This is a genomic window from [Empedobacter] haloabium (genome assembly GCA_008011715.2).
GTDB lineage: Bacteria > Pseudomonadota > Gammaproteobacteria > Burkholderiales > Burkholderiaceae_D > Rugamonas > Rugamonas haloabia.
Window position 1 is genome coordinate 5,507,828 of record CP136508.1, and the last position, 11,549, is coordinate 5,519,376.

An 11,549-nucleotide genomic window follows, 5' to 3' on the forward strand; every position below is an offset into this window, starting at 1 on the left:
CCGCACCCTGCAAACCGCACGCACCAGCGTGCCTGCCGCCGTGCGGCGTGCTACGCTGAAGACCAGTCGAAGGAGCCCGATGAACCGACCGCCCCCGTTGCCGATCCTGCCCGCGCTGTCCCACCGCGGCCGCCCACTCCTGGTGCCGCGACCTTGAACCCGGACCCGACACCCCTGTCGAGCGCAATGGCCAACTACCAGTGGTTCCTGCTGCTGGGATGCCTGATGCTGGCGCGCGGCTTGTGGGGCACGCCGATCGCGCGGCTGCCGTTCACTTCCGCCATCATTTACCTGGCGATCGGCCTGGTGCTCGGGCCGCTGGGGCTGAATTTCTTCGCCTTCGACGTCTTTGCCGCCGCCCCGCTGCTGGAGGTGCTGACGGAGGTGGCCGTGCTGATCTCGCTGTTTTCGGCCGGCATCAAGATGCCCGTGCCCGTCACCTTGCGCCGCTGGGGCGCACCGATCCGTTTGGCCTGGGTCGCCATGGCGCTCTCCGTCGGCCTGATCGCCTTGTTCTGCTGCGCCGTGCTGGACATGCCGCTTGGCGCCGGCGTGCTGCTGGGCGCCCTCCTCGCCCCGACCGATCCGGTACTGGCCTCGGACGTGCAACTGCGCCACGCCGGCGACAGCGACCCGCTGCGCTTTACGCTGGGCTGCGAGGCGGGCATGAACGACGGCAGCGCCTTCCCGTTCGTCATGCTGGGTCTGGGGCTGCTCGGCCTTCACGACCTTGGACCCTGGGGCTGGCATTGGGTCGCCGTGGAATTGGTGTGGGGCACGTTGGGTGCCGTGCTCATTGGCGGCCTGTGCGGCATGGCGCTGGCACGCGTCAATTTCGCGCTGCGCCGCAACCGCCCCGGCCACGAGGTGCTGGACGACCTGATGGGCCTGGGCCTGATCGCCGTCGTCTACGGGCTGGGCCTGGCCGCGCACGTGTGGGGCTTCCTTGCCGTGTTCTGCGCCGGCGTCGCCCTGCGCCAGACCGAGCAGACACTGGCGCGGCGGGCGACTTCGCGCGCGGCACAAGAGCGGCCGCTGACACCGGACGACCGGGCCGACACGACACCGCCCACCGTCAGCGACGGTACCCTGCTGTTCAAGGAGCACCTGGAGCGCCTGTCGGAACTGACCCTGGTGCTGCTCCTGGGCGGCGCCGTGACGACCTTGCTGTTCGACTGGCGCAGCTGGGCCGCCGCGCTGTTCCTGTTCTTCGTGGCGCGCCCCGTCAGCGTGCTGCTGGCGCTGGTCGGCAGCCCGACCAGCCCACGCATGCGCGTCATTGCCGCCTGGTTCGGCGTGCGCGGCATCGGCTCGCTGTACTACCTGATGTACGCGATCAACCACGGCCTGCCGCAAACGCTGGCGCAGGACCTGATCAACCTGACACTGGCCGTCATCGTGCTGTCGATCGTCATCCACGGCACCAGCGTCACGCCCTTGCTGGACCGCTTCTGGCGCAAGTGAGGCCGCCGGCGCGGCGGCGCGGCCGGCGGATCGGGCGAATTGGGTTATCATGCGCGCATGCGTATCGTCCTCATTACCGGCATTTCCGGCTCGGGCAAGTCGGTTGCCCTGAACGTCCTCGAAGACACTGGTTTCTATTGCGTGGATAACCTGCCGCCCGCACTGCTGGCCAGCCTGGTCGCCACCCTGAGCGAGGAAGGTACCCAGGCGCTGGCCGTCGCGGTCGACGCGCGCAGCGCCGCCTCGCTGGCGACCCTGCCGGGCAATATCCTGAAACTGAAGGAAGCGGGACACGACGTCAAGGTGATGTTCCTGACCGCGAACACGCATTCGCTGGTGGCGCGGTTTTCGGAGACGCGGCGCAGCCACCCGCTGTCGCACGAGCTGCATCCAGGCCAGAACCCGGCGGCCCGGCGCACACTGATCGAATGCATCCAGGAAGAGCGCGAGCGCCTGTCCGCCATCGAGCAGCTGGGCCACGTGATCGATACGTCGGAACTGTCCGCCAACAAGCTGCGCGGCTGGATCCGCGACCTGGTCGAGAGCGAGAACGCGCCGCTGACCTTGTTCTTCGAATCGTTCGCGTTCAAGGTGGGCGTGCCCCAGGATGCCGACTACGTGTTCGACGTGCGCGCGATCCCGAACCCGTATTACGACCTGACCTTGCGGCCGTTGACGGGGCGCGACGCCCCCGTGATCGCCTTCCTCGATGCGCAACCCAGCGCCGAGGAGATGTTCCTCGACATCCGCGCTTTCATCGAAAAATGGCTGCCGGCCTTCAAGAAGGACAACCGCAGCTACCTGACGGTCGCCATCGGCTGCACCGGCGGCCAGCACCGCTCCGTCTACATGGCGGAGCGGCTGGCGCAGTACTTCAACGACGCCGAGCGCGTCGTGCTGCGGCACCGCGAGCAGTCCTGATCCTCGCGGCGGCCGCGCCGCTGGCCTGACGCCGCTATTGCCGCGCCGGTTCGCGCAGCCGGGCGACACGCTGGCGACGCCGGCTGCCGGTCTGCTCCGGCGAGCGCAGGTACGGCGCCACGTTCCGGGCGATGCGAGTCCATTCCGCTTCCGTCATCGGCAGCTGGCGGAACGCCGCCCAGCCTTCGCGCGGGCGCAGGTTCTCGCCCGATGCCGCGTCGGACCCGTACAGGATGCGGTCCACGCCGATCTGGCGGATGCGCTGCACCAGGTTGGCCGCATCATGTTCCTTCATGCCGGGCCGCGCCAGCGACGCCACGTCGAAGTACAGCCGGCGCGTGCGGCGGTCCTGCTTCGCCACCGCTTCGGCCAGCACCGACAAGGCATCGTCCGCCGCCGGATCGTCGTAGCCCGGCCCCGTGCCCGCCATGTGCGCCACCTGCACCGTCACGTCCGGCGCGGCCGGCAGCAGCTCGTCCAGGAACACGCGGGCCTGCACGGCGCCGTACGGACGGCGCTTCGAGACCGAGGCACGCAGGTGCACGGCGAGCGCCATGCCGTGCCGGTTGGCGGCGGCGAACACCTCCTTCAGCCGTTTCGCATGCTCGGGGTTTTCCAGCTGGATGTCGGAATTGCCGAAGTGCAGCTTCAGCCCATGCCGCAACTGCGGGTCGGCGGCGCAGCGCGCGAGTTCGTCGAGCGCATAGTCCTTCAGCGGATTGACGCTGCAGAATGCGCGCAGCCGGTCCGGGAACAGCGCCGCCTGCGCGCCGTTCCAGTCGTTTTCGGCCCGCACCTTGGCGTATTCGTCGTCGATCCTGCGTACCGGGCTGCCGTACACATACGCCACCGACAGCAGCACGGCGCGGCGGATTCCCGCCGTATCGAGCAGCGCGATGACGTCGCTGGCCGTGATCGTGGGCGGGCCGCTGCCGGCACCGGTGTCCAGCAGGCGCGCCATCGCGGGGCTGAACAGGTGCTGGTGGTGGTCGGCGGCCGGGGCCGGCGCGTCGGCCGCCCACGCCGGCATTGGCGCGGCGGCAGCGCACAGCAGTTTCAGGAGGTCGCGGCGCTGCATTGTCCCCTCCCCGTCACAGGTGGCGCAGCGGGTGCGCGTGCGCCGGCCAGGGCGGTTCGAACAAGCGCGCCACCATCTCGTCCGTCACGTTCGCCAGCGCCGGCGGATTCCAGCGCGGCGCATTGTCCTTGTCGATGACGAGCGCGCGCACACCCTCCAGCACCTCGCCGTGCTCGAACGTGCGACGCACCAGGTTGCGTTCCAGGCGCAGGCAATCCGGCACGTCCAGTGCCGCGCCGCGCTTGAGCAGCTCGAACGTCACGCACATCATCAGCGGCGAGCGCTGTTCCATCGCGCGCAGCGCCTGGCGTGCGAACGAGGCATCGTCACCGCGCAACGAGTCCATGATCGCCGCCACCGAAGCGTGGCCGAAATGGCGGTCGATCAGCTCGCGCTGCGCCGCCAGCTCGCTTTCGCCCGCCGCCGCGCGCAGCGGCCGGGCAAACGTCGCCACCGCCTCGCGCAGGCCGCCGCCCGCCGTGGAATCGATCAGGTCGGACAGCGCGGCCAGTTCGGCCTGCGGCACGTAATGGTCGGCCAGGCCCAGGTACAGCGCATCGGCCGCGCCCACCGTCAGCCCGGTCAGGCCCAAATAGAAACCCAGGCGACCCGGCGCGCGCGACAGGAAATGGCTGCCGCCCACGTCCGGGAACAGGCCGATATTTACTTCCGGCATCGCCATCTTGGTGCCGTCCGTTACGATGCGCACGCCGCAGCGCGGGCCGCCCTGGGCGATGCCCATGCCGCCGCCCATGACGACACCGTCCATCAGCGCAATGTACGGTTTCGGATAGAAATGGATCAGATGGTTGAGCGCGTACTCTTCCGTAAAGAAATCTTCCAGCAAAGCGCTGCCGCCCTGCGGCGTGGCGTGACCCGCTTCGTGGAAGAAGCGGATGTCGCCGCCGGCGCACAGTGCCTTGGCGCTGCTGCTGCGCACGACGACGGCCGCCACGGCGGCATCGTCGCGCCAGCGCAGCAACGCTTCCGTCATGGCGCGCACCATGTCGAGTGACAGCGAGTTCAGGGCCTTGGGACGATCGAGCGTGATGAAACCGGTACCGTTACCGACGCGTGTATGGACGTGTTCGCTCATGGCAGCAGGAATAGTGAAAGGAAACCTATTCTAGCGCGGTGCCGGGCGAATATTGTGTTGAAAGAAGCAAGCGAAACAGCGTTGGGTTGCCCGCTACGGCCGGGCCTGTGTCAACATTCGTGCCTGACCCCGATGTTGACACGAGCTCGGCCGTATGGCGGATCGATTACACGCGTTCCAGCGCCAGCGCGATGCCCTGGCCGCCGCCGATGCACAGCGAGACGACCGCGCGGCGCTCGCTGGTGCGGCGCAGCGCGTGGGCGACCTTGGTCAGCAGGATCGCGCCGGTGGCGCCGATCGGGTGGCCATGGGCGATCGCGCCGCCGTCGACGTTGAAGCGCTCGGGGGCGATGCCCAGCTCGTCGCGCACCACCAGGCCGACGGCCGCGAACGCCTCGTTGACTTCGAAGCGGTCGACGTCCTGCACCTGCCATTGCGCCTGGGCCAGCGCCAGCTTGATGGCCGGTACGGGACCGAAGCCGAACAGGCCCGGTTCGACCGCCGCCACGCCGATACCGCGGATCACCAGCTGTGGCTGCAGCCCCAGCTCGGTCGCCGTGGCGTGCGAGCTGACGATCATGGCGGCGGCGCCCGCGTTCAGGCCGGGCGCGTTGCCCGCCGTGATGGTGCCGTCCTTGCGGAACGCCGGGCGCAGTTTCGCCAGGCCCGCTTCCGTCGTGTCCGGCCGGTTCGCCTCGTCCTTGGCGAACACCGTCTCGCCCTTGCGCGTGGTGATCGTGACGGGCACGATTTCCCCCTCGAACCAGCCGGCCGCCTGGGCCGCCGCGAAGCGCTGCTGGCTGACGGCGGCGAAGCGATCCTGCGCCTCGCGCGACACTTCGTATTTCGCCACCAGGTCTTCCGTGTGCCAGCCGGAATGCTGGTCGGAGAACGCGTCGTTCAGGCCATCGCGCAGCAGCGCGTCCAGCGCCTGCGTGTGGCCCATGCGCGCGCCGTGCCGCAGGGACGGCATCAGGTACGGGGCCTGGTCCATGTTCTCGACGCCGCCGGCGATCACCAGGTTCGACAAGCCGGAACGGATCTGCGCATACGCCGTCACGACCGCCTGCGCGCCGGAGCCGCACACCCGGTTGACCGTGTGCGCCGGCACGGCGACCGGCAGGCCGCCGTTGACGGCCACCTGGCGCGCCACGTTCATGCCATTGCCAGCTTGCAGCACGTTCCCCATCACCACTTCGTCAACGCGCTCTGGCGCCAGGCCGGTGCGCTCCAGCAGCGTCTTGACGACGTGCGCGCCCAGCGCGGCCGCCGGAGTGTCCTTCAATGTGCCCGAGAAGGCACCGATCGGTGTACGCAGCGCGGAACTGATGACGATTTCATCTTTCACGAGGCTCTCCTAAAAGGTTGGAACAGCGGGTTAAGGATGCGCGGGATCAGCCGCGCGCCGGTCCCAGAAAATCCGCCACGATACCCACCACGCCCGGGTCCTTGAGCAAGCGACGATGGCCCAGGCCGCTGGTGGTGTGCAGTCGCGGGTTGGGCAAATGTTTGACGAGCGTTTGTGCCGCCCCATGCGGCACCGTTGTGTCCTCCAGGTCGTGCACGACGAGCGTCGGCAAGGCGATGCGCGGCGCCAGGTAGGTGGCCGCGATCGTGTCGAACGGCACGCGTTCGCGCGCCTCGATGTGGGCGATGGTCTCGGCCAGCACCCGCTCGGACAACCGCAAGGCCTGGCCCATCGAGCGCGTTTCGTCGGTCAGCGACACCGGCGCGGAAATCAGCACCAGCTTGTCGGCCGCCAGCCCCTCCACCACCGCGTGGGATATGGCCGCCCCGCCCATCGAATGGCCGACCAGCGCGTGCAGCGGGCCCAGGCGTGCACCGACGAAACGCAACGCGCGCGAGAACTGCTGCAGGTTGCCGGTCCAGCCGGCACTGCGGCCATGGCCCGGCTGGTCCATCAGGATCACCGCCCAGCCGGCCGCGCTGAGCGCCGCGCCGACGTTGGTCAGCTGCAGGCCGTAACCGGCCCAGCCATGCGTCAGCAAGACCCGCGGCGCATCGCTCGCTGCCGGATAGTGGTACAGCGTGACCGATGCGCCCTCGAACGGCACCTGCTCGACGCGCACGCCCGCCGGCACCTTGGCGCCACGGGTCGCGCGCTTGGTCGGCAGCGGCGTACGGAACAGCAGCGCCGCTATCCTGACCGCCGTGCCGGGCGCGACCCGTTGCGTCACGCCCAGCGCCAGCCGCAGCAGCGCCAGAATCAGGTTGCCGGATGGCTTCTTCGACGGCCGCTGCGCGGCAGGACCCGCCGCGCCAGCGGTGGAGTCGTTGGTATCGGTGTGCATGGTCCTGCCTCCCTGTCACGCTGCCATCGGGTCACGGCCGCTGCCGGTGCAAGCCCGGCAGCTCAGAATTCCACCATCGTGAAATCCTCTTTCTTAACACCGCATTCCGGGCACGTCCAGCTGTCCGGAATGTCGTCCCAGCGGGTGCCCGGGGCCAGGCCGTCTTCCGGTGAACCGTCCTTCTCGGAATAGATCCAGCCGCACACCAGGCACATCAGGGTTTTGTATTCAGCTACGGTTTCAGTCATTGCCAGATTCCAGTTCAGTTGAGGTCAGTCGGGCGTCGCCGACGAAGCGGGTGATCGATTCCTTGACCGGGGCGGCCGACAGGATGCGGCTGTGCCCCAGCCCGGAGGTCTGCTCCAGGCGCACGTTCTTCAGGCTGCGCAGCAGGCGCTGCGCCTCGCTCAGCGGCACGACGGGATCGAGCTCGTCGTGCACCACCAGCATCGGGATCTCCAGCGCGGCGCCCAGCACGCTGATGTCCCAGTGGCTGACCGGCACGCCGTTCTGCACCAGCAGGCGGTCGTAGATCCGGTCCGTCACCGCACGCGGCAACTGCTGCTGGTGGCTGTTGGCCCAGCGCTCCAGCACCGTGGACAGCGACACCGGCGCGGCGATCAGCACCATCCGCTGCACAGCCTGGGCGTGCTCCGGGCTGGCCTTGGCGACGGCGGCCACCGAGGCGATCGACCCGAGCGAGTGGCCGATGATGACCTGTACGTTGCCGAGCGACTTGATGGCGGCGCCGACGGCCGCGACGAAGCGCGTCATCGTGGTCTTGTTGCCAGCCGATTCGCCATGGGCCGGCGCATCGAACGCCGCCACCTGGAAGCCCAGCGCCAGCAGCGGCTTGACGAAGCCGATCATGCTGCTGCTGTCGGAACCCCAACCGTGCACCAGCAGCACGGTGGGGCCGTCGTTCGCCCATAGGTAGCCGCGCCGCACGTCGTCGTTGCCGGCGATGTCGAACGTGCGCGCGCCCAACGGCATGCGGAACTCGGTCCGCCCGCCTTTCGAACGCGAGCGACCGAACGCGTCGGCCGCGATCCGGCCCGCCAGCTTGGGCGCCAGCCGGCCGCCCAGCCGGTAGCCGGCTTGGGCCAGCAATGCGCCGATGCCGGGCGCCGGCGGTGCCGCCGGCTGTTGCGCCAGCCGCGGCGAGGGTGATGTGATGTCAGTCATAGCGTCAGGTCCTGCGGTTGCCCGGCACGGTGGAAAGATCAGGTATTCGGCACGGAGGAAGCGGTGCGGGGGACGACCGCGCGCCGCTCCGCCGAATCCGTGTAGTAGCCCGAATCGAGATCGTAGAAGTGGCAGTTGCGGATGACCCACCACAGGTCGCCGAAGCTGAAGTTCTTTTCCCGGATCATCCCTGGATAGGCTTCCTTCAATGCCGCCTGCGCCTTCTGCAGGTTATAGAACGGCACCACCGGCGCCACGTGGTGGGCGGTGTGGATCGTGATGTTGTGGGTCAGGAACAGCAGCCATTGCGGATAGCGGTAGTCCGTCGTCACCAGCATGCGGCTGGCGTTGGTGCTCCAGTGCTCCGACGTCAGGAACGGGATGTCGGCCGACGTATGGTGCATCAAGGTCGTCATGCTGAACCAGGTGTGGATGGCGATCCACGGCAGGAAGAACAGCAGGAAGAAGCCCATCAGGCCCGTGAAATAGATCAGCGCGCCGAAGTAGACGATCGAGGCCAGCACCACGAACGCGATCGAACGCCGCACGTCGCTGCGCATGTCCTTCTTCGGGAAGAAGCCGGGACGGAAGCCCGACACGATCCAGTAATTGATCGTACCGGCCCAGAACAGCCAGGTGCGGGTGCCCATGTAGACGAAGCGCTGGCCCAGCGACATGCGCTTGTACATCTCGCGCGGGATCGGCCGCCAGTCGGTATCCATCTCCAGGCTGTTGGTATGGAAGTGGTGCAGGTTGTGCACGTGCTTCCACGAATAGAACGGATACAAGAGCGGCAGCAGCGACAGGTGGCCGATGACGATATTCAGCGTCTTGTTGCGCGAGAACGAGTTGTGCCCGCAGTCGTGGGCGATGCAATGCAGCCCCCAGCCGCCCAACCCGGCGATAACGTACAGGGGCAGGTAGAAGCCCCAGTGCGGCGCATAGGCGACGCCGACGATGGCGCCGATGTAGAGCGCGTAGCTGACGAAGAAGCCCAGCAGGCCGCGCCAGACGCGCGGTTCGAAATACGCTTTCGGGATCGCTTCGGCCAGGCGTTCGCCTTCGAGCGTCTTGCTCTTGTCCAGGAACGCCTCGAAGTCGGGCCCCGGCGATGATGGGTAGCTTTTTGCGGACGGCATTGTTGTCTCCCAGTTTAGGCGGTTGCGTTGAGTCCGAGTTCCGTGGCCAGGTGAGCGCTCAGCTCATCGATGCTTGGGTGCTCGAACAGCAGCGCCGGCGACAGGCGCTGCTCGACCAGTTTTTCCAGGTCGCCGGAAACCTGCACCGCCACGATCGAATCGAGGCCGTACAGTTCGAATTTCTTGGCCGTGTCGATCTCGCTCGGATCGACCTTGACCTGCTTGGCCAGGCGCTTGACCAGCCATTGGCGGATGACTTCCTCGCTCAGCGGCTCATTGCTTTCCACTTCCTTCCCGCCTTTGCGGAAGAAGCCGAACAGGCCTCCCTTGTTTTCTTGAGACATGAATTTCTCCTGGGTGAATGTGAATCAAATAGTGCTTGTTTATAGTTATAAGGTCAGGTTATTGGGTCAGCGCGCGCTTGCGCATCTTCTCGATCGTCTTCTGGTCCGGCTCGCGCAGGTTCCAGACGACGCCAAGCTTGCCCAGGCCGTACAGCAGCCAGCCGCTCAGGTCGGGCTCCCACCACTTCACGCCGTGGCGGAACGAGCCCGGGAATGCGTGGTGGTTGTTCTGCAGGCCTTCGCCGAACGTCAGGATGGCGACCGTCCAGTTGTTGGCGCTGTTGTCGTCCGTCTTGAACGGCTTGCTGCCGATCATGTGGCAGATCGAGCCGACGCACCATGCCGCCTGGTTGGCCAGGAACACACGCGCCAGGCCGCCGAACAGGAAGCCGCTCCACGCCGCGTCCCACGTGCCGCCGATGGCGCCGCCGATCGCGGCCGGCAAGGCCAGGCCGAGCAGGATCCACAGGCCGTAGGTGCGGTGGTAGAAGAACAGCTTGCGGTTGGCCAGGATGTCCGGCGCGAAGAAGTTCCAGCCAGAGACGTCCCGCGCCAGCATCCACGGCATGTGCGCATACCACAGGCCGCGCAGGCGACCCAGCACGCCGGGACCATGCAGGTTCGGCGTGTGCGGATCGCCATGCTGGTCGCTGTAGGTATGGTGACGGCGGTGCGTCGTGACCCAGAACATGATCGGGCCCTGCGCGGCCATCGACCCGCAGATCAGCAGCAGGCCTTCGAAGAACGGCGACGTGTTGAACGTCTTGTGGGCCAGGTAGCGATGGAAGCCCATCGTGATGCCGCCCATGTGCAGGAAATAGAACACGCCGAACAGCACCACGTCGGTGGTCGACATGCGCCCTTCCAGCGCGCGCTGCACCGCGATCACGAATCCCACCAGCGGAATCAGCATCACGGCCAGCGCCGTGACCTGCTTGATGGTGGCGCCGATGCCCGTCAATGGCGCGATGCCCGGTCGCAGGGCGGGGCCGGCGGCGCTGGCCGGCTTGGGCGGTAAGGTCTTGGTTTGCGTAGTCATGGCGTTTCCCCGACGATGGTTATTTATTGATGGTTTCCGGTCCCGCGGACGGTTCGGTGTTCTGGCGCTGGCGGATGTCCCAGGCCAGGCCGAGCAGGCCCAGCGTGCGGATCACCCAGGCCGTCGTGTCGATCTGCCAGAAGTGGTAGTCGTTGTGCGCCAGCGCCGGATTGGCGTGGTGGTTGTTGTGCCAGCCGCCGCCGGCCGAGACCAGCGCCAGCCAGCCGATATTGCCGCTGGTGTCGCGCGTCTGGTTGGGCCGCTTGCCGAACGTGTGGCCGATCGAATTGACCGCCCAGGTCACCTGGTCCAGCAGGAAGACGCGGGCCAGGCCGCCCCACAGCAGGCCGCCGACGGCGCCTTCGACGCCACTCAGCGCGCCACCGATCGCGGTGGGGATCGCCAGGCCCAGGAACACCCAGCTCAGGTAGTGCTGGTTGACGAACAACACCACGCGGCTGGCAAACAGGTCCGGCACGTAGCTGCTCCAGTTGCTGCGCTTGACGGTGAACAGCCAGCCCACGTGGCCGTGCCACAAGGCTTTGAGGCGGCCGCGCCAGCCCGGGGTCAGCACGCGTGGCGAGTGCGGATCGCCGTCCTGGTCGGTAAACACGTGGTGCATGCGGTGCGTGGCCGCCCAGAACAGGATCGGCCCCTGCGCCGCCATGCAGCCAAGGATGCCGATGATGGCTGTCGTCACCGGTCCCGCCTTGAACGAACGGTGCGAGAAGAAGCGGTGCAAGCCTCCTTCGACGCCGAACGACGTCAGGAAGTACATGACGCCGAGCAGCACCATGTCCTGCTGCTTCAGGCCGAAATGCAGCGAATACCAGATCGCGGCCACGAAGCCGATGGCGGGCGTCAGCACCGTGATGTAGGCCAGGCGGCGGGCGCGGCTGTCGCCATCCTTCTGCGCCTGCATGCTGGCGCCGGTCGCTGCCGCCGTGGGGGTTTTGGTCGTCGTCACTGCT

General features: G+C 67.5%; 12 protein-coding genes. 2 read left to right on the forward strand and 10 right to left on the reverse strand.

Annotated elements, in window-relative coordinates:
- Nucleotides 1-186: 186 nt before the first annotated feature.
- A complete protein-coding gene (locus E7V67_023885; GenBank protein ID WUR12698.1) occupies nucleotides 187-1,464 on the forward strand; it encodes a cation:proton antiporter in 1,278 nt (425 codons plus the stop codon).
- Nucleotides 1,465-1,521: 57 nt separating this feature from the next.
- Nucleotides 1,522-2,385, forward strand: coding sequence for an RNase adapter RapZ (rapZ, locus tag E7V67_023890; GenBank protein WUR12699.1), 864 nt, complete (start codon nucleotides 1,522-1,524; stop codon nucleotides 2,383-2,385).
- 34 nt (nucleotides 2,386-2,419) lie between these two features.
- Here the strand turns inward: rapZ and E7V67_023895 are convergent, their stop codons facing one another.
- The 10 genes from E7V67_023895 to E7V67_023940 form a co-directional block, all read right to left on the reverse strand.
- Nucleotides 2,420-3,463 carry an amidohydrolase family protein gene (locus tag E7V67_023895; protein ID WUR12700.1) on the reverse strand — a complete coding sequence of 348 codons (1,044 nt, stop codon included), beginning with the start codon at nucleotides 3,461-3,463 and terminating at the stop codon, nucleotides 2,420-2,422.
- Between the two features lie 13 nt (nucleotides 3,464-3,476).
- Nucleotides 3,477-4,559, reverse strand: a complete 1,083-nt coding sequence (locus tag E7V67_023900; protein ID WUR12701.1) for an enoyl-CoA hydratase/isomerase family protein — start codon at nucleotides 4,557-4,559, stop codon at nucleotides 3,477-3,479.
- 166 nt (nucleotides 4,560-4,725) lie between these two features.
- Complete coding sequence (locus E7V67_023905) at nucleotides 4,726-5,907, reverse strand: acetyl-CoA C-acyltransferase (protein WUR12702.1); 1,182 nt, start codon at nucleotides 5,905-5,907, stop codon at nucleotides 4,726-4,728.
- Between the two features lie 46 nt (nucleotides 5,908-5,953).
- Nucleotides 5,954-6,871, reverse strand: coding sequence for an alpha/beta fold hydrolase (locus tag E7V67_023910; protein WUR12703.1), 918 nt, complete (start codon nucleotides 6,869-6,871; stop codon nucleotides 5,954-5,956).
- A gap of 62 nt (nucleotides 6,872-6,933) precedes the next feature.
- Nucleotides 6,934-7,119 (reverse strand): rubredoxin, encoded by a 186-nt coding sequence (locus E7V67_023915; protein ID WUR12704.1) that lies wholly within the window; start codon nucleotides 7,117-7,119, stop codon nucleotides 6,934-6,936.
- On the reverse strand, nucleotides 7,112-8,056 hold the full coding sequence (locus E7V67_023920; GenBank protein ID WUR12705.1) for an alpha/beta fold hydrolase: 945 nt from the start codon (nucleotides 8,054-8,056) through the stop codon (nucleotides 7,112-7,114). Before E7V67_023920 ends, E7V67_023915 begins: the two co-directional genes overlap by 8 nt.
- A 38-nt stretch (nucleotides 8,057-8,094) precedes the next feature.
- Nucleotides 8,095-9,195: a fatty acid desaturase gene (locus tag E7V67_023925; protein WUR12706.1), complete on the reverse strand. Its 1,101-nt coding sequence runs from the start codon at nucleotides 9,193-9,195 to the stop codon at nucleotides 8,095-8,097.
- Between the two features lie 14 nt (nucleotides 9,196-9,209).
- Nucleotides 9,210-9,539, reverse strand: a complete 330-nt coding sequence (locus tag E7V67_023930; GenBank protein WUR12707.1) for an acyl carrier protein — start codon at nucleotides 9,537-9,539, stop codon at nucleotides 9,210-9,212.
- A gap of 58 nt (nucleotides 9,540-9,597) precedes the next feature.
- Nucleotides 9,598-10,578: an acyl-CoA desaturase gene (locus E7V67_023935; protein ID WUR12708.1), complete on the reverse strand. Its 981-nt coding sequence runs from the start codon at nucleotides 10,576-10,578 to the stop codon at nucleotides 9,598-9,600.
- A gap of 19 nt (nucleotides 10,579-10,597) precedes the next feature.
- A complete protein-coding gene (locus E7V67_023940) occupies nucleotides 10,598-11,545 on the reverse strand; it encodes an acyl-CoA desaturase (protein WUR12709.1) in 948 nt (315 codons plus the stop codon).
- Nucleotides 11,546-11,549: the final 4 nt, after the last annotated feature.